General features: G+C 59.5%; 14 protein-coding genes. 8 read left to right on the top strand and 6 right to left on the bottom strand.

The features are described from left to right. Positions 1-12: 12 nt before the first annotated feature. The 3 genes from FN369_RS01570 to FN369_RS01560 are packed head-to-tail and all read right to left on the bottom strand — an operon-like array spanning position 13 to position 1,748. Positions 13-513: a hypothetical protein gene (locus FN369_RS01570; protein ID WP_142524455.1), complete on the bottom strand. Its 501-nt coding sequence runs from the start codon at positions 511-513 to the stop codon at positions 13-15. Further along, on the bottom strand, positions 482-1,474 hold the full coding sequence (gene fmt, locus FN369_RS01565) for a methionyl-tRNA formyltransferase (protein WP_142524454.1): 993 nt from the start codon (positions 1,472-1,474) through the stop codon (positions 482-484). The genes FN369_RS01570 and fmt overlap by 32 nt, the downstream gene beginning before the upstream one ends. A gap of 37 nt (positions 1,475-1,511) precedes the next feature. After that, positions 1,512-1,748, bottom strand: coding sequence for a cytoplasmic protein (locus tag FN369_RS01560; protein WP_142524453.1), 237 nt, complete (start codon positions 1,746-1,748; stop codon positions 1,512-1,514). Positions 1,749-1,876: 128 nt separating this feature from the next. On the opposite strand from FN369_RS01560, the gene FN369_RS01555 reads away from it, so the two are divergent. Further along, positions 1,877-2,893 carry an L-threonylcarbamoyladenylate synthase gene (locus FN369_RS01555; protein ID WP_246189476.1) on the top strand — a complete coding sequence of 339 codons (1,017 nt, stop codon included), beginning with the start codon at positions 1,877-1,879 and terminating at the stop codon, positions 2,891-2,893. On the opposite strand, the gene gyrA is transcribed toward FN369_RS01555, so the two are convergent. After that, positions 2,890-5,487, bottom strand: coding sequence for a DNA gyrase subunit A (gene gyrA, locus FN369_RS01550; RefSeq protein WP_142524452.1), 2,598 nt, complete (start codon positions 5,485-5,487; stop codon positions 2,890-2,892). The genes FN369_RS01555 and gyrA overlap by 4 nt on opposite strands. 28 nt (positions 5,488-5,515) lie before the next feature. Then, positions 5,516-8,104, bottom strand: coding sequence for a DNA topoisomerase (ATP-hydrolyzing) subunit B (gyrB, locus tag FN369_RS01545; protein ID WP_142524451.1), 2,589 nt, complete (start codon positions 8,102-8,104; stop codon positions 5,516-5,518). Between the two features lie 157 nt (positions 8,105-8,261). On the opposite strand from gyrB, the gene FN369_RS01540 reads away from it, so the two are divergent. From FN369_RS01540 to FN369_RS01530, 3 genes are all read left to right on the top strand, one after another. After that, on the top strand, positions 8,262-9,017 hold the full coding sequence (locus tag FN369_RS01540; RefSeq protein ID WP_142524450.1) for a response regulator transcription factor: 756 nt from the start codon (positions 8,262-8,264) through the stop codon (positions 9,015-9,017). Further along, positions 9,014-10,411 carry a sensor histidine kinase gene (locus FN369_RS01535; protein ID WP_142524449.1) on the top strand — a complete coding sequence of 466 codons (1,398 nt, stop codon included), beginning with the start codon at positions 9,014-9,016 and terminating at the stop codon, positions 10,409-10,411. The genes FN369_RS01540 and FN369_RS01535 overlap by 4 nt, the downstream gene beginning before the upstream one ends. Positions 10,412-11,089: 678 nt before the next feature. Beyond that, a complete protein-coding gene (locus FN369_RS01530; protein ID WP_142524448.1) occupies positions 11,090-11,353 on the top strand; it encodes a hypothetical protein in 264 nt (87 codons plus the stop codon). A 62-nt stretch (positions 11,354-11,415) separates the two neighbouring features. On the opposite strand, the gene glmS is transcribed toward FN369_RS01530, so the two are convergent. Continuing rightward, entirely contained in the window at positions 11,416-13,263 is a 1,848-nt protein-coding gene (gene glmS / locus FN369_RS01525) for a glutamine--fructose-6-phosphate transaminase (isomerizing) (RefSeq protein WP_142524458.1), read from the bottom strand. Between the two features lie 46 nt (positions 13,264-13,309). On the opposite strand from glmS, the gene FN369_RS01520 reads away from it, so the two are divergent. The 4 genes from FN369_RS01520 (at position 13,310) to FN369_RS01505 (ending at position 17,651) form a co-directional block, all read left to right on the top strand. Further along, complete coding sequence (locus FN369_RS01520) at positions 13,310-14,617, top strand: glucose-1-phosphate adenylyltransferase (RefSeq protein WP_142524447.1); 1,308 nt, start codon at positions 13,310-13,312, stop codon at positions 14,615-14,617. Between the two features lie 111 nt (positions 14,618-14,728). Continuing rightward, positions 14,729-15,712: an AmmeMemoRadiSam system protein B gene (gene amrB, locus FN369_RS01515; RefSeq protein WP_142524446.1), complete on the top strand. Its 984-nt coding sequence runs from the start codon at positions 14,729-14,731 to the stop codon at positions 15,710-15,712. After that, positions 15,709-17,040 carry a glutamate--tRNA ligase gene (gene gltX, locus FN369_RS01510; RefSeq protein WP_142524445.1) on the top strand — a complete coding sequence of 444 codons (1,332 nt, stop codon included), beginning with the start codon at positions 15,709-15,711 and terminating at the stop codon, positions 17,038-17,040. Before amrB ends, gltX begins: the two co-directional genes overlap by 4 nt. Then, the gene (locus FN369_RS01505) at positions 17,037-17,651 is read left to right on the top strand and encodes a CDP-alcohol phosphatidyltransferase family protein (RefSeq protein ID WP_142524444.1); all 615 of its coding nucleotides are present in this window, start codon (positions 17,037-17,039) and stop codon (positions 17,649-17,651) included. The genes gltX and FN369_RS01505 overlap by 4 nt, the downstream gene beginning before the upstream one ends. Positions 17,652-17,693 lie beyond the last annotated feature (42 nt).

The raw sequence follows: 17,693 nt of genomic DNA, 5'->3' as shown, positions 1-17,693 counted from the left end.
CGTCTATAGCTACTAAACCCGACGGAACGAATAGGGGTTTCGCGATCCGTTTTCGTTTCCCTTCGTTGCTTCCTTCGGGAGGACGGCGTAGTATCCAATGATCCCGCCCTCCTCTTCCCTTCGCCACTGGACCAAACGCAAGGGCAGCCGTGCTCCCGCCGCCGGCTGAAATTCGGAAACGAAAGGTTCCTCGTCCCCCCCACCGAATTGCGGCAGCCAGCGGATCCAGATTTCTTCGATTCGTCCGCTTTCGAGCGCCATTCGATTCCAGCTTCCATCGCCCAAGAGGCAGATACCGATCGCATTCGAGGCTAAGAAATCCGCAAGTCGATCCGGCGGAATCTGCCGGACACGCAATCCACCCGATCTTTCCGTCACTCCCCAGGGAGTCCAGAGTTCCTCCGGCTGATCGGCTCCTCGGTTTCGGGAAAGGCTTTCCGCAAGAGAATAGGAGCGCTCAGGGCGGATCGACAGGCGCCCGTCAAGAAAGAGTTCCGCCAGCAGCACGATCATGGCCGACGGGAATCCGCTCTCCGAGCGACGCACCCACGGAGAGACGAACTCCACGGGCAAAGTCCGCTGCGGTCATCCGACGTTTCCCTTCGAGTTGTACATCGCGCAGAAGGAGACCCCCGCTTCCTCCCGTTGCGACGAGGATCCCGTGGGAATCGATCCGCATGATCTCTCCGGGCCTTCCCGACGCGCGAATCGATACGATAGATCCGAAGATCTTGAGCATTCGCACCTGTCCGTCGTCGCGAACCCAAGTGTAAGCGACTGGCCAGGGGTTCATAGCCCGAATGTGCGCATGGATCTCCCACTTGTCTCGAGTCCAGTCGATTTCTCCGTCCTCTTTGCGCAATTTTCTCGCATAGGTGGCGAGCGACGGATCTTGCGCCACCCTCTCCGCAGTCCCGGACGCAAGGCGATCGAGAGCTTCCACGACGGCACGCGCGCCTAATTTCGCCAAGCGTCCTTGCAGCGTTCCCGCCGTATCCGAGGAACGGATCAAGAGCTTCTTCGTCAACAAAATATCTCCCGTGTCGAGTCCTTCGTCCATCCAGATCACGGAAACCCCGGTCTCCCGATCGCGGCTGCGGATCGCCGCCTGGATCGGTGCGGCACCCCTGTGGCGGGGAAGCAGGGAGGCGTGCAGGTTGAGCGCCGCCAGGTTCGGAAGCTCCAACACCTCCCGCGGAAGGATTTGCCCATAGGCGACGACGAGCAAGACATCCGGTTGCAGAAAACGAATCTGCTCGATTGCGGTCGGCGAATGGATCTTTTCCGGCTGGAAGATGGGGAGGCGGAGATCGAGGGCGGCGGCTTTGGCCGGGCAAGGCGTTGGAATCCGATGTCTGCCTGCGGGCCGATCTACTTGCGTGATCACTCCTTGGATCCGGTAGTCCCGATGGGCGGCTAGAGCGCACAGGGTGGGAACCCCGAACTCACCCGCCCCGACAAATACGACTCTCATCTTCCAGAAAACAACCGAAGACGAAGGCTACTGGCCTTCACGGCTTCCGCCGGTGCCGGTGCCGATGGGGAAGAGGCATCGCCAAGGGGGAAGCAGCGCCGGGCGAAGCGGGCACCTCTCTCTGCCCGAGCGATGCTCCGCAGCCGGTGCAAAGATAGTCGTAGATCTCCTTGCCGGGCAGAACGAGCAAAAGCCGCTCCCGGACGGCCATCGCTTTCCGACACGACGAACAGTAAAGGCTCGAAGCCGAAAAACTTTCGAAGGACCGGCTCACGAGGTAAACTTACTCATTGCGTACGACGAGTCGCAAGGGAATTGGTTGACCGGCAATAGATCGGTTCCGCGAAATGGCACCGGCTCGTTTTTCCGAGGGAGCAGAGTCGGGGAAATAGCGAAGTTCCTGTGAAGGCAAGGTTCACGCCAAAAACGGTCTTCCCGACGGAAATCGACTCGATGCTGGATAGAGCCATCGCGTTGCTGCGGGCGGGAGAAGTCATCGGGGTTCCCACGGAGACAGTCTACGGACTCGCGGCGGATGCTACCAATCCCGCAGCCGTCGCGAAACTCATCGAGCAGAAGAAGCGAGGCTCCTTTCACCCGATCAGCGTTCTTTGCGCCTCGGCTCAGATGGCCTTCGACCTGGGGAACGATGTTCCCGAAAGCGCCCTTCGACTCGCGGCTCGATTTTGGCCTGGGCCGCTTACCATGATCGTGCGCAGGGGACCGGGAAAGATTCCCGATCTGCTGACGGCGGGCCAGCCGTTCGTGGGAGTACGCGTCCCCGATCATCCCCTCACCCTCGCCCTTTTGGAGCGTTTCGCAAGCCCTCTGGCTGCACCCAGTGCCAACCGCTCGGGCCATATCAGCCCGACCACGGCTGCTGCCGTCCGGCGCGAGTTCGGGGAAGAGATCGCGCTTCTGATCGACGGAGGTCCCTGTCGCGTCGGACTCGAATCCACGGTGATCTCCTTTGCCTCTCCGCGACCGGTCTTGCTTCGCCAAGGAGGAATCCCTCAGGAGCTTCTCGAAGCAGAAATCGGACCCATCGACCCGGCAATCGATCCGAACCGTTCTCGGTCCGCCTCGGACCGCCCACCGCGCCGCTACCTTCTTCGGACGCCCCTCGTCCTCGTTCGAGGATTGGAGGAGATCCCCGCCTCCGAGCGAAAGAAGGCCGGACTGCTGGCATGGGGTCCTTGTCCCACCGACTTTGCGATCTGCCGCAGCCTTTCCCCGTCGTATCGATTGGAAGAAGCGGCTACCAAACTTTTCGGCCTTCTTCGCGAACTCCAGGAAAGCGGAGTAGACCGTATTTTCGCCCTGCTCCTACCGGAGCAGGGTCTCGGTCGAGCGATCAACGAGCGGTTGAGAAAGGGTGCCGCAGGATCCAACTTCTGGGAAGAGTGCCGCGGAGATTAGGCCAGCAGCCCTTCTTCCCCTTCCTCTTCCTGCTCCGGGATTACGCGGGCGACGCTGATAAGCCGATCTCCCTGATCCAACTGGAGAAGGCGGACTCCTTGGGTATTGCGACCGACCCGCCGGATCCCCCTCACGGGCATCCGCACCGTCAGCCCTTTCTGCGTGAGGAGCATCAGCTCGTCCTCGTCGACCACCGCGAGAGCGGCGACGACCTCGCCCGTCCTCTTGGTCATCTTCATGGTAATGACTCCCTTGCCTCCGCGTCCCTGCCGACGGTATTCGTCGAAGTCGGTCCGCTTCCCAAGCCCGTTAGAGCCGGCCACCAAGAGGGTTGCCGCGGGATCCACCACAGCCGCTGCCACCACCCGGTCCTCTCTCTCCAGACGAATGCCCCGCACCCCGGCGGCGATCCTTCCCATGGAACGAACCTCCTCCTCGGAGAAACGGATGCTCAAACCCCGCTTCGTGATCAAAACGACTTCTCGATCCCCCGTGGTGAACTTCACATCGATGAGCCGATCTCCTTCGGAGATGCTGATAGCCCGAATCCCCTTCTTCCGCATGTGAGCGAATTCGGAAAGGGGAGTCTTTTTTACCTGCCCCAGGGCCGTGCAAAAGAAAAGGAACCCCGGCCGATCCCAAGCTGCGCCCTCAGCTGAGGAAGCCCCTACGCGCAGGAGCGCGGCGATCTCCTCGTCGGGAGCAAGTTCGAGCACATTGGCGATGCTTCTCCCTTTCGCCGCCCGAGCCATCTCCGGAATTTCATAGACGCGTTCCACATAAGCCCGCCCCGCGGTGGTGAAGAAAATCAAGTGATCATGCGTGGAAGCCGTAAAGAGATGCTCTACGAAATCGTTTTCCTCGGTCCTCTCGCCTCCTTGGGCGACCATTCCGATCACTCCCCGACCTCCGCGCCGCTGCACCCGGTAGTTGGCCAAGCCGGTTCTCTTGATGTAGCCCTTGTGCGTGAGGGTGATCACTACCGATTCCCGAGCGACCAGGTCTTCGAAGGCGATCTCCCCTTCCGCCGGTACGATCTCGGTACGCCGCGGAGTGGCTCGTTTGGCGGCCACCTCCAACAACTCCGCACGGATCAGGGCCAGAACCTGCGTTTCGCTCCCGAGAATCCCTTCGAGCTCCCTCGCCCGGTCCATGAGCTTTCGATACTCGTCGAGAATCTTTTCCCGTTCCAGACCGGTGAGCTGGTAGAGACGGAGGTCGAGGATCGCATCGAGCTGTGCATCGGAGAGTACGTACCTGCCGTTCTCGAGCCGCTCCGCGTGGCGAACGACGATCCCGAATGCTTCCACCTGCTCCCGTGTGAACTCATATCCACCCAGCTCGATCCGAGCGGCTTCCCGATTGGACGCTCCCCGGATCACGCGGAGGAACTCGTCCAAGTTCGCCAAGGCGACCAGATATCCCTCCAGGATCTCCGCACGCTCTTCGGCTTTCCGAAGCTCGTAGCGGCTTCGCCGCAGAACTACCTCTCTCCGATGCTCCAGGTAACAGAGCAGCATTTCCTTCAGATTCAGAGTGCGAGGTCGCCCTCCGTCGATCGCCAGGGAATTCACGGCGAAGATCGTTTCGAGGGGAGTGAGCCGATAGAGGTTGTTTTCGACGACCTTGGGTACGGCATCACGCCGTAGCTCAATGACGACTCGGGTATTTTCGTCGGATTCATCTCGAACGTCCGTCGCATCGATCAACTTTTCCGTGATGAGATCGCCGATCCGCTCCACCAGGGTAGCTCGATTTACGTTGAAAGGAATTTCGTCGACTATGAGGGTCGATCGCCCGTTTCTATTCTCTTCGACGTGAAGGTGCGCTCGGAGCCGTATACTCCCTTTCCCGGTCAAGAAATAATTTCGGATCCCATCGTGGCCGACCACGATTCCGCCCGTCGGGAAGTCCGGTCCTCGGACAAACTTGAGCAGCTCTTCCGGAGTCAACGCTGGATTGTCGATGAGAGCGCAGACCCCTTCTACGAGCTCTCCGAGATTATGCGGCGGGATATTGGTAGCCATACCTACCGCGATCCCCGTGCTCCCGTTGACGAGAAGGTTCGGAAACGCTGCGGGAAAGACCACCGGCTCGGTCCTAGTCTCGTCATAGTTGGGGACGAAATCGACGGTCTCCTTGTCCATGTCCGCCATGAGCAGCGAGCCGAGATGGGTCAGCCGGGCTTCCGTATATCGCATCGCTGCCGGGGGATCGCCTTCCACCGAACCGAAGTTCCCCTGCCCGTCGATCAGCGGATCGCGCATCGCCCATGGCTGAGCCATATGCACCAGAGTCGGATAGATCGCCTGATCTCCGTGGGGATGGTAGTTTCCCATGGTCTCACCGACGATCTTGGCGCACTTGAGATGCTTTCGATTCGGCGCCAAGCCGAGTTCATGCATCGAGTAGAGGATGCGCCTCTGGGAAGGCTTCAACCCGTCCCGCACATCGGGGAGCGCCCGGGAGATGATGACGGACATCGCATAGTCAAGGAAACAATTGCGCATTTCCTCGGAGACGTCTCTCGATTCGACATGCTCCGCGCCCGAAAGAAGGGGACGTTCTTCCCCATCGGTTGTCCCATCCGGCATACGATTCTCTATTCCCTCCCTGCGTTCGCTATACGTCGAGATTGCGGACGTGAAGCGCGTTCTCCTCGATAAAGCGCCTCCGGGGCTCGACAACGTCGCCCATCAACGTCGCAAAGATCTCTTGCGCCGTTGCCGCATCCGCGATCTCGACGCGCAAGAGTTTTCTCCGCTCGGGATCCATCGTCGTCTCGTAGAGCTGCTTCGGGTTCATCTCTCCAAGCCCCTTGAACCGCTTGATTTCGATCCCACGCCTTCCCACCTCTTTGACGGCCTTCAGAATTTCGCTCGGAGAATAGAGAAGCTTCCGCGACTCTTCCTCTCCTTCGATAAAGGCATAGAGAGGCTCGGTGGAGCTGACCCGGGAGATCGGCATTCCTCGCGCCGCTAATTGATCGAGTGTTTCTTGGATGCTCTTGCTTTCGTAAAGCTCGATATGAACCGCCCTGCGAAACCGTGCTTTCGGCTCCTCCGTCGATTCCGTAGGCTCGGAAGCGACCGATTCCGCTTCCGCTGCTTCCGCCTCCCCTCCCGAGCCCCCCGATTCCCCTTCTACGGAAGAGCCGCCCCCGTTGCCGCTGCCCGCGCTTCCGTTTTCGAAAATGGATAGATCCGAATTCGCTTCGGCGAACCGGGCGAGATCCCCGTCGGAACAGAAGAAATGAACCTCTTCCCGATTCCCCTCCCGGACACGGACGAGGTGGAGGGGCAGTGCCCCCGTCTGCGGATCCCGGCTTTCCAGGAATAGCCCGAAATCGGCTCCATGGTTCTGAAGGGAGCGCGCAAATTTATCGAGCTTCTCCAGAAGGCCGAGAATTCCCACGAGTTCCGTGCCGGAAAAGAGACGACCTCCGCGAAGGTCTTCCACCTTGGCTTCTTGCGCTCCAAGATCGATTAAGGTCTGATTGAGCTCCGCGTCGTCCCGGACGTACCACTCCTTCTTCTTGCGCGTCGCCAAATACAAGGGGGGCTGAGCGATATAGACGAATCCGCCTCGAATGAGCTCCGGCATCTGCCGATAGAAAAAAGTGAGAAGCAGAGTGCGAATATGGGAGCCGTCCACATCGGCGTCGGTCATCAAGATGACCTTGTGATATCGGAGCCGCTCGAGCTGAAACGCCCCTTCTCCATCCCCGTCGCCGATCCCGGTGCCGACCGCCGTGATAATCGTTTGGATCTCTTCATTCTGGAGCACCCGATCGAGCCTCGCCTTTTCTACGTTGATCAGCTTGCCTCGGATGGGGAGAATCGCCTGGAACTGACGGTCTCGCCCCTGCTTAGCGGAGCCGCCGGCCGAATCCCCTTCCACGATGAAAAGCTCGGCTTCGTCCGGGCTGCGCGTCGAGCAGTCGGCAAGTTTCCCTGGCAAGCCCTTGCCGGAAAGCGCGGTTTTACGGACCGCTTCCCGAGCCTTCCGGGCCGCTTCCCTGGCACGCGCCGCCGTTAACGCCTTTTCGACGATCCGTCGGGCAACGGTGGGATTCCTTTCGAAAAAGGCCATCAACCCGTCATAAACCAGAGAGGAAACGATTCCTTCGACATCGGGCGAAACGAGCTTCACCTTCGTCTGAGATTCAAAGCTCGGATTGGGATGTTTCAGAGAGAGGACGCAAAAGAGACCTTCCCGAACGTCGTCTCCAGAAATCGAAGGATCCTTGTCCTTCAATAAATTATTCGCCTTCGCGTACTGATTGACCGAACGGGTCAGCGCGGTCCGAAAGCCGGAAAGATGCGTGCCGCCGTCCGGGTTGGGGATGCCGTTGGTATAGCAGAGAATCTGGTCGGCGTATCCCTCGGTATATTGCAGGACGCAATCGAGCAAAACATCATCCTTTTCCCGAGCGATCACGATCGGTTTCGGATGCAGCAGCTCCATGCTACCCGTGATCTGCTGGAGAAACTCTTCGATGCCCTGCCGGTAGAAGAAGCGCTGTACCTTGGGCTTGTCGGCTTCCAGAACCCGCTCGTCGGAAAGAACGATCTCTAACCCTGGATTTAGGAAAGCGAGCTCGCGAAGCCGCGGAGCGAGGATGTCGGTTTTAAACTCTTGGGAGGTGGTGAAGATCTCCGGGTCGGGCTTGAAAGTAATAAAGGTGCCGGTTGTTCGGCTTTTCCCTATGACCTCCAAAGGTTTAACAGTTTTCCCTCGGCGGAACTCCATATGATAGACGTTTCCGTCGCGGGAGACCTCCACCTCGAACCATTCCGATAACGCGTTGACACACTTGGCTCCGACGCCATGGAGCCCGCCCGAATACTTGTAGACCCCTTGACCGAACTTGCCTCCCGCATGAAGGTTGGTAAGAACGAGCTCTACTGCGGGAATTTTGAACTTGGGATGTGGCTCGACCGGGATGCCTCGTCCGTTGTCGCGAACGGAAAGCGATCCGTCTACATGGATCGTTACCTCGATCCGGGTGCAAAAACCAGCAAGATGCTCGTCAATCGAGTTATCCAAAACCTCGAACACGCAGTGGTGGAGCCCACGTTCATCGGTGTGCCCGATGTACATGCCTGGACGCTTGCGTACCGCCTCCAGGCCCTCCAATTTTTCGATCTTCGAAGCATCATACGGAACCGAATTCGCCGGCAATCGGCGGGGTAGCCCTTCAACAGACATCGTATCAACTTATTCACAAGCATAGTACGGCAGGCGTTCCCCGAAGACAAGCCGAACGCACCGCCTCAACAGCTGGAGCGGCTTCCGAGGAAGGCTATTCCCTGTCCGGCGCGGAAGATTGCGCTCTCCTTTCCATTCAGGTAGCCTCGGTTTCGGAATGACGGCCTCTGCTCGGGAACATGTCGTCCTCGTGGTAGAAGACGAGCCCGATGTCTTGGAGCTCATTTGTCTGAATCTCGCGGCTGCGGGATTTCGCGCCGTCCGAGCCTTGAACGGCACCGACGGTCTGGAAAAAGCGATGAGCGACCTCCCGGACCTCGTCGTTCTTGACCTCATGCTTCCGGAACTGGATGGTCTTGAGGTCTGCAAGACCTTGCGTCGAAATCCGACAACGGCGGATCTGCCCATCCTGATCCTCACTGCGAAAGCGGAACCGGCCGACCGGGTACAAGGTCTCGAGCTGGGCGCCGACGACTATTTGACGAAACCCTTCAGCCCGCGCGAGCTGGTCCTCCGGACCCGTTCGCTTTTGCGCCGCCGCGTGGAGCGCACCGCCTCGGTCGAGCCGATCCGCCACGAGAACCTCGTTGTCCATCCCAGGAGGCATGAAGCCTTCGTCCGGAATCGTCGAGTCGATCTGACTGCGACGGAGTTCCGTTTGCTCAACATGCTTCTCCGAGGACGCGGACGCGTCCATCGTCGCGAGGAGCTCCTGCGGGAAGTCTGGGGGTATGAAAAGGCAATGGACACACGAACGGTGGACACGCACGTCCGCCGATTGCGAGAAAAGCTGGGAAGGGCTGCCCGCTACATCGAAACGGTTCGTGGCATCGGATACCGCTTCCGCCCAACCAGGGCAGAACCGAGGCATCCCGCTTGGGGGAGCCCGCCTCGGGCCGAACCCGACGAATGACACTCTCGCACGCGCTGATCTTCCTCCTCGGGCTGGCTCTGGCAGCAGCTCTCCTGCAACTGTTTGCTTGGGCTCGTTCGGCCGCGAAGTTGGAGCGCATCGCCGAAGAGATCGTTCATGGCCGCCGGCCCCGCTCCTTCGTGATCTTCGGCCCGCGCAGCTTGTTCCGCGTAGCGAGCCGATTGGAAACGATCCTCACAGCCGGAGAAAAACTCTCGGAGCAAGTCGAGCAGCAGGGAAAGAACTTTCATGGAGTCCTCCGCAACATGATGGAAGGGGTAGCGATCATCGATCGCGACCATCGTGTCGAACTCGCCAACGAAGCGCTGGTGAGACAATTCGGGCTGGGCTCGGAACCGTCGGGGCGCACCGTCCTGGAGAGCCTCCGTATCGCCGAGATCGACCGCTTGATCAGCGAGGCATTCGCGCGCCAGGAGGCCCGTTCGGGAGAGATCTCCCTTCGTGGCTTCCCGAACTCTCATGCGGATCTCTTCCTGATCGTCAATGCCGTACCCATGCAGAGCAAACCGGGCGTAGCGGACCAAGTTCTGCTCGTCCTTCATGATATCACCGAACACAAGCGGAACGAGGAACGGCAGAAGGAGTTTCTTGCCAACGTCTCTCACGAACTTCGCACCCCCTTGTCGATCTTTCGCGGCTACGTCGAAACCCTTTTGAACGGTTCGTCGGCGCTAGCCCCGGAAGAGGTACAGCGGGTCTTAAAGATCCTCCGGCGCCATTCGCTGCGCTTGAGCAAGCTCGTCAACGACCTGCTTACCCTTTCCGCGCTGGAACCGGATCGCATGAGCTTGGAGCGTTCCCCTGTCTCTCTGCCCCACTTCCTGCGCAGAATCGAGTCCGATCTCCGTCAACCGCTCCAGGAAAAGCGGATCGGCATCGAGATCGATCTTCCACAGAACCTGCCCAAAATCGATGCGGATCCCTTTCGACTCGAGCAGGTATTTTACAATCTCGTGGAAAACGCGATTCAATATTCTGAACCCGGCTCACCCATCCGGATCCGAGCGCGCCCGGAAGGAAACCTCGTTTCGATCCAGGTGATCGATCAGGGAGTGGGGATCTCCCCACGGGATCTGCCTCACGTCTTCGAGCGCTTTTATCGAGTCGACAAGACGCGGAGCCGAGAGGCCGGAGGTACCGGGCTCGGCCTTTCCATCGTGCAACGGATCGTCGATCTCCATCATGGGCGCGTGCAGATTGCAAGCGAGCCCGGCAAAGGAACGACGGTGACTGTGCTCCTCCCCGCTTGGTCAGCCACGCTTCCGGCAGGTGCCTCCGCGGGCCAGCGCACCGAACGGATCGCGGAGGGCGAAAGTCGGGCGATCGCCCCGGAGAGCCGTCCGACCCATCGGCCTCTCTCCCGCGCGTCGTGAGGGGATGGTCCAGCCCCATGAGCCGCTATTTCTCACGAGCGTGAGGGTCGGCGCGGAAAAAGCGTCGGGAGGTCTCTTGCGAAGGTTTTCTCCCGCGAAGCGGTTTTTGCGACGAAGGATCGAGCAAGATTTCTCTTCGGTTTGGCTTAACGCGTACTCGACGGACGGCAAAAAGCCGCTTCTGGAGCAAAGTTCCGCCCAAGGAGTCGGCTTTGCCGAAGGAGCGGAGTAACGGATGGGAGAAACGCTTAGCAGTGTAGCGCGCGGAAGGCATGGAGGAAAAGTCTCTTCCATGGATAGGCGCTGTCCATCGAGAGGAAGACGTAGCAGACGCCGAAGCGGGCCATGAGGATCCAGGCGCCGATCTTGAGCGATCCTAAAGATCCACTGCGCCAACATTGCCCGAAGCGAATGCGAGATCCGTCCCGAATGCCGGCGATCCCGAAAACACGCCTCCAATCGTCTTCACAAAGCGATCCTCCGATCCGCTTCCCCCAACGGAAGCACTGCGCTCTCGCTCGAGATCCGACCCGCAGGAAATCCCGCTTCCACGCGCTGCGACAAGTGGGCCCAGAATGGAAAAGTCTCTCGCTTATCCTCTGTCATCGATAAGCCGCTTCCTTTCTTGCTTGGAGTTCCGTCCCGTGAAGACCGTCGTGCTCGCGATACCCGATCCTCATGTGGAAAGATGGCTGCTGCTGGATAGCGCGGCTTTTCGGACGGTTTTCGGAAAAAGGCTGCCAGCCGCCTGACCGGAAGTGTCGGCGGGACCCCTACAAGGAAACCCTGATCCAAGCGATCCGGGATAACGACGTTGAACCGCCTCTCGGCGGCATCGAATATGCAAAGGACATTGTGAAGGCGATCTGCCTGGAGCGAGCGGTAAGAGCCGATCGTTCGCTCAAGCAGTTTCTCGACGATCTGCGGAGGGCTCTTCGGTGAAAGACCTCTCCCAGCCGAGATGTTCGGTTAGTGCGTCGCGGGTCGAAGGGAGAAGCTCCCGATCACTCCACCGTGACGCTCTTGGCGAGGTTTCGGGGCTTGTCGACATCCCGGCCGAGGCCGACCGCCGTGTAATACGCCAAAAGCTGGAGAGGGAGGACTGTGAGGATAGGGGCGAGGAGCTCCGAGCATTGCGGCACGAAGAAGACGTCGTCCGCCAGCTCCCCGATCCGGTCGTCCCCCTCGCTGGCGATGGCGATCACGGGTCCGCGGCGGGCCTTGACCTCCGCGATGTTGCTCAGATTCTTGTCGTAAACGCCGTCTTGCGGACATAGGAAGACGCTCGGCATCCGCTCATCGATCAGGGCGATCACCCCATGCTTGAGTTCGGCCGCCGGATGGCCCTCGGCCCGGATGTAGGTAATCTCTTTCATTTTGAGCGCCCCTTCGAGAGCGATGCCATACTGAAACTGTCGGCCCAAGAAGAGCATCCCGTCGGCATGGGCATATTTCTCGGCGATCGCGCGAACCTCCTCATGACGTGCAAGGACGCTTGCTACCTGCTCCGGAAGCTTTTCGATCGCCTCGAGCAACTTCTTCCCCTGGCGGGCGGAAAGATAGCGCAAACGGCCGAGGAGAACGGCCAGCAACAAAAAAACCAGCACTTGGGAGGTGAAGGACTTGGTTGCCGCCACTCCGATCTCCGGCCCTGCGTGCATATAGACTCCCCCTTCCGTCTCCCGAGCGATCGTGCTCCCCACCTGGTTGCAGATACCCAAGACGCGCATCCCCTTGCGCTTCGACTCCCGGACGGCCGCCAAGGTGTCGGCGGTTTCTCCGGATTGGCTGACCGCGAAGACAACGGTCTCTCCGTCGAGCGGTGCGTTTCGATACCGAAACTCGCTGGCGTAATCGACCTCTACGGGAAGATGGGCTAGGGATTCGATGAGGTATTCCCCTACGATTCCCGCGTGGCGGGCCGTGCCGCATCCGACGATCACGATTCGCTGGATTCGCAAGAGCTGCTGCGGATTCATGTTGAGTCCGCCCAACTTGGCGGTCGCCTCTTCCAGGTCCAGACGCCCTCGCATGGCGTTCCGAATCGCCTCGGGCTGGTCGAAGATCTCCTTGAGCATATAGTGGGGATAGCCGGAGAGATCCGTTTCCACTTCGGACTTTTCCACTTCGCTGATCTCGAAGCCCGCCCTAGGTCGCGTAAGCGAGGAGATGTCGAATCCGTTCGGGCGAATCGCCACGATGTCTCCGTCGCTCAAGTAAACGACCCGCTGGGCTTGGCCGGAGACCGCGGTGACGTCGCTGCTCAGGAAAAACTCGCTGTCGCCGATGCCCAGGATGAGAGGGCTTCCCCGCCTCGCCCCAACCAGCAGGTTCGGCGAATCCGCATGAATTACGGCCAGCCCGTAGGTGCCGATCACCTCCGTCAAAGCCGTCCGGACCGCCTTTTCGAGTCGGTGAGGATCGTCGGGAGACAAGCGGTCGTAAGCCTCGCCGATGAGGTGGGCGAGAACTTCGGTATCGGTCTCCGATTCGAAGCGATGGCCAGAATCGGATAGCCTTTGTTTCAAAAGCTGGTAATTTTCGATCACTCCGTTATGCACGATGGCGAGCCGATGCGACTGATCGAGATGCGGATGGGCATTGGCGTCGCTGGGAATCCCATGCGTGGCCCAGCGAGTGTGGCTTACGCCGAGCTTCCCCGGAAGGCTCTGCTTCTGAAGCGCGAGCTCGAGCTCGGAAATCCTGCCCTTGCGCTTGACGACCCCCAGATGTCCATCTTCGAGGATGGCGATCCCGCTCGAATCGTATCCCCGATATTCGAGCCGGCGGAGACCATTGAGCAAAAGCGGCTGCGCTTCCTTTTGTCCGAGATAACCGACGATTCCACACATATTGGTCTTCCTCATTATTCCTGGTAACGAACCCCCGTCAATTCCCATGACTCGAAGGTACGGCGCTAACTTCTCCCCTCTCGACGTGATCACTGTGATTCTGGGCGGAGGCGCAGGCACTCGCCTCTTCCCCCTGACCAAAGAGAGGGCCAAGCCGGCGGTGCCCCTCGCCGGCAAGTATCGGCTCGTCGACATCCCCATCAGCCTGGCCATTCATTCGGATCTCAAGAGGATCTTCATTCTGACCCAGTTCCAAAGCTCCTCCCTGCATCGGCACATCCAACAGAGCTACCGCTTTGACGATTACTCCCAGGGCTTCGTGGAACTTTTGGCTGCGCAGCAGACCATGAAGGGCGCGTACTGGTACCAAGGCACCGCCGACGCCGTGCGACAGAACCTGAGCCACTTCACGAGCCACCCACATGAACTCGTCTTGATCCTCGCGGGGGATCAGCTCTACCGGATGGATTTCCGTGCGTTGATCGAGCAGCATGTCGCGACCTGTGCAGACCTGACAGTGGCCGTAACCCCGGTCATGCAAAGTCGCGTCAGCGGCTTCGGCATCGTCCGAGTGACCGAGGAGCGCCGGATCGCTTCCTTTGTCGAGAAACCGAAAGAGCCCTCGCTTCTTACCAAACTCGCAATCGGCGATCCTTTCGTTTCCCTCCTCCATCTCCCCGCCGAAGAGCCGCAATACTGGGCCTCTACCGGGATTTATCTCTTCAATCGAAAGGTCTTGGCCAACGCGTTGATGGGCGGTGAGCCGGATTTCGGAAAAGACGTGATCCCGCGCCTGATCTCCAGTCACCGAGTCTTCGCCTATATCCATTCGGGATATTGGGAAGACATTGGAACCATTCGGGCTTTTTACGAAGCAAACCTCGATCTGTGCGAGCCGCAACCCAAGTTCGATTTTTACGACAGTCGCTCTCCGATCTACACTCGGGCGCGCTACCTACCGAGCACGAAGATTTCGCGAGCGGACATCTCCGGCTCGCTTATTGCCGAAGGAAGCGTCATCGCCGATGCGAAAATCGAGCATTCGCTCATCGGCATCCGGAGCATCGTGCTGCCCGGCGCTACGATCAAAGACACGCTGCTTCTCGGAAACGACTACTATGAAACCGACTCGCAGGCCCTCGGGGCGGAGGGGCGCGGGATGCCCAGAATCGGCATCGGACGGAACAGCTTCCTGGAAGGAACGATCGTCGATAAGAACACCCGAGTGGGCGACAATGTGCGGGTCTCCCCGAAAGGGAAGCCCGCAAACATGGACGGAGATTGCTTCTTTATTCGAGACAGCCTGGTAATCATTCCTCGTGGGGGGATCGTGCCGCATGGGACGGTGATTTGACGACCGGCACCGCCCCAGTGCGACACGCGGTTCGGTGATCGACCTTCTCTTTCTTCCGGAAAGTGCAAAGTTTTGCTTTGCCTGAGGCATTTTTCTCGAAAAATGGTGTGCATGGTTTCATCTGCGCCAAGCCGTCGCAGAGAGGCGATTCGTTGTCGCTGCGCGGGTACGTGCTATCCGGCCGACGGAGAGCAATGTCTTTTCTACTTCCGGTCGTTCTTTTCCCAGGCGGGCGCGGCCCCTTTGCCGCCTCCCTCTCTCCAAAGGCGCACCGACCTCTGTGGAATACTCTCCCCCCATATCGATTTCCGCGTGAGCCCGGGGGCCTATACCCATGCTTTCGCACCGCTGGCGAACGCTTCGGAAGCGGACCTATACCTCATCTTGGGTGTTGGACACCGCTCCCGACTCGAATGGAGTGTCGACGGCCGGGACATTCGCACCCCCCTCGGTCGCGCGTTCGCCGATGCCGAGTCGTTCGAGTGGCTGCGCAAGCGGCTCCCATTCCCCTGTCAAGATCCGGCTGCCCATGAGGGAGAACATTCGATCGAGTTTCCCATCGTGCTTCTGCAAGCCCTTCGGGTCTTTCGGGGTTGCGATCGGCCGGTCCGCTTTCTTCCTCTCCTTTGCGGAGGCCTTTCCGATTGGGTCGAGCAGGGGAAAGCGCCCGCTCGGGGCTCGCAGTTCGATCGACTCGCGACATCCCTGCTTTCCCTGCGGCAAGCTTATGGGGACCGCATGCAGCTGATCGTCAGCATCGATGGCTGCCACATAGGGCCGCGTTTCGGACATCCCTTTGCGGTCACACCCTCTCTGCTGGAAGAGACCCGACTTTGGGAGGAGGAGTTGTGGCGGAGCGTGGAAGCGGGAGACATATCCGCGTTCTTTGCGCATCTTGGACGGGAACGCAATTTCCGCTTTTTCGATGGAGTCGGTGCGCTCGCCCTCTTGCTTCGAATCGCTGAGCCGGGAACCCGTCTGGAGCGGACCCACTATGAACAGTGGTTCGAGGAGGTGGATCGGTCGGTGGTCACTTTTACGAGCGGCTTGTTGCGGCAGACGGCAATGGTCCCGTTTGAGGGAGGAGGAACGTGAGCAACGTGCGCGTCCGATTCGCTCCCTCCCCGACCGGCTACCTCCATGTCGGTGGAGCCCGTACCGCCCTCTTCAATTGGCTCTATGCCCGCCACACCGGAGGAACGTTCCTTCTCCGCATCGAGGATACCGATGCCGTCAGGAATACTCCCGAAGCTGTCCGGGTCATCTTCGACGGCCTCCAATGGCTTGGGCTCGACTGGGACGAGGGTCCTCTGCCCGGCGGGGGGGCACGAGGCGACCGAGGACCCTACTTTCAAAGCGAGCGGCGAGCGATTTATGATCGCGCGCTCCGTTTTCTTCTTGATCACGATCAAGCGTACGAAAGCGACGGGGCAATTCGCTTCCGCATGCCGCGAAAGAAGATCATCGTCGACGATTTGATCTGCGGCGAAGTCTGCTTCGATTGCACCTTAGAACAAGATTTCGTGATTCAACGAAAGGATGGCTCTCCTGTCTTTCATCTTGTAAACGTCGTCGACGATCTGGAAATGAAGATCAGCCATGTGATCCGCGGCGAGGATCATCTTTCGAATACCCCGAAGCATTTGGCGATTGCCGCTGCCTTGGGGGCGGATGCGCCGCGATACGCTCATATTCCGCTCATCTTGAACCGATCCGGATCGAAGATGAGCAAGCGTGACATCGGCGCCTCCCTCTCCGAATACCAAGACGGAGGCTATCTGCCGCAGGCGGTTCGCAACTATCTCTGCCTGTTGGGATGGTCGCTGCGGGAGAACCGGGAAATCTTTTCGATCGAGGAGGCCACGGCGAGATTCGAGCTCGATCAAATCCACCGGAGCAACGCCCGCTTCGATGCCGACAAGCTTCTCTGGATGAATGGCGCCTACCTGCGCAGCCTCGACGTAGACGAGATCCTCCCCCACGCGCAAAGATGGCTCGAATCCGCCGGTTTTCCCGTCGAAAAGTGGGAGAGCGCCTATATCAAGGAAGTTGTTCTTTTGATCAAAGAGAAGGTGAAGACCGGGAAAGAACTCGCTGAATGGGCTCAGCCGTTTTTCCGGGAGGAGATCTCTTTCCAACCCGATGCGGTAAAGCGCTTTTTGACCGCCGCCGGCATTCAGGCGCTACGAGAGCTCCTCGCCGATCTCTCCGAAGCATCTGATTTTACGGCTGCCGCGCTGGAAGAGCGCTTTCAGAAGCTGGCTCGGACCCACGGCACATCCGTGCGGACCTATGTCCATCCGGCCCGCGTCGCCACCACGGGACGCGAAGTAGGGCCGAGCCTCTATGGCACTTTGACGATCCTCGGGAAAGATCGCGTACTCCGCCGAATTCGCCGGGCGATCGAGAGCTTTGCCTCATGACATGGGCCACGCGAGTCACCATCCTTCGGCTGCTTTGCGCTCCGGCCATGGCTGCAGTCCTCTGGCAGTACGGAAAGAGCCAAACAGCCGGAGCCGAGGACGACCGCTACCGCATCGCGGGATTCTCCCTCTTTATCGCCGCCGCTCTTAGCGACGCTCTAGACGGCTTCATCGCCAGACGTTGGCGGCAGCAGAGCGCTTTGGGAAAGGTCCTCGACCCGGTAGCCGACAAGATGGTCTTGCTTGTCTCCCTTCTTTGCTTGACCACCATTCCTTCTCCTCAGTCGGCACCTCTCCCGGTCTGGTTCCTGGTCCTGGTCCTTAGCCGAGACAGCTTTCTGGTCGGGGGGATCGCGATCCTTCGCTTGCTCAAAAGAGAGGTGCCCATCCATCCCCATTGGACCGGGAAAGCAGCCACTTTCTTTTCTTTCCTCACCGTAGCCGCAGCTCTGCTGAAACTCCCATGGGCGATCGCCATCTGTTGGATCTCGGCCGGTTTCATTCTGGCATCCGCTTGCTTTTATTGTTCGACCGGTTGGCGCATCCTATTTCCAAGCGTTTCCTGCCCGCCGCTTCCCTCCTCGCGAAGCGGCCGGACCAGCCTCCTCTAACCGGCGAGGCGCACGACATCGGGCGGAAATCCGGAGAGGTTT

This window comes from Methylacidimicrobium cyclopophantes, from assembly GCF_902143385.2.
Classification (GTDB): domain Bacteria; phylum Verrucomicrobiota; class Verrucomicrobiia; order Methylacidiphilales; family Methylacidiphilaceae; genus Methylacidimicrobium; species Methylacidimicrobium cyclopophantes.
The sequence above is the reverse complement of the archived record's forward strand: the minus strand, read 5'-3'. Positions and strand labels throughout refer to the sequence as shown.

What these genes read in the sequence shown, in the direction of transcription:
- amrB (WP_142524446.1), top strand. Translation starts at nt 14,729, where the DNA reads ATGGTTTCATCTGCGCCAAGCCGTCGCAGAGAGGCGATTCGTTGTCGC.
- FN369_RS01530 (WP_142524448.1), top strand. Translation starts at nt 11,090, where the DNA reads ATGTGGAAAGATGGCTGCTGCTGGATAGCGCGGCTTTTCGGACGGTTT.
- FN369_RS01535 (WP_142524449.1), top strand. Translation starts at nt 9,014, where the DNA reads ATGACACTCTCGCACGCGCTGATCTTCCTCCTCGGGCTGGCTCTGGCA.
- FN369_RS01520 (WP_142524447.1), top strand. Translation starts at nt 13,310, where the DNA reads ATGACTCGAAGGTACGGCGCTAACTTCTCCCCTCTCGACGTGATCACT.
- gyrB (WP_142524451.1), bottom strand. Translation starts at nt 8,104, where the DNA reads ATGTCTGTTGAAGGGCTACCCCGCCGATTGCCGGCGAATTCGGTTCCG.
- FN369_RS01505 (WP_142524444.1), top strand. Translation starts at nt 17,037, where the DNA reads ATGACATGGGCCACGCGAGTCACCATCCTTCGGCTGCTTTGCGCTCCG.
- gyrA (WP_142524452.1), bottom strand. Translation starts at nt 5,487, where the DNA reads ATGCCGGATGGGACAACCGATGGGGAAGAACGTCCCCTTCTTTCGGGC.
- FN369_RS01570 (WP_142524455.1), bottom strand. Translation starts at nt 513, where the DNA reads ATGATCGTGCTGCTGGCGGAACTCTTTCTTGACGGGCGCCTGTCGATC.
- FN369_RS01540 (WP_142524450.1), top strand. Translation starts at nt 8,262, where the DNA reads ATGACGGCCTCTGCTCGGGAACATGTCGTCCTCGTGGTAGAAGACGAG.
- glmS (WP_142524458.1), bottom strand. Translation starts at nt 13,263, where the DNA reads ATGTGTGGAATCGTCGGTTATCTCGGACAAAAGGAAGCGCAGCCGCTT.
- fmt (WP_142524454.1), bottom strand. Translation starts at nt 1,474, where the DNA reads ATGAGAGTCGTATTTGTCGGGGCGGGTGAGTTCGGGGTTCCCACCCTG.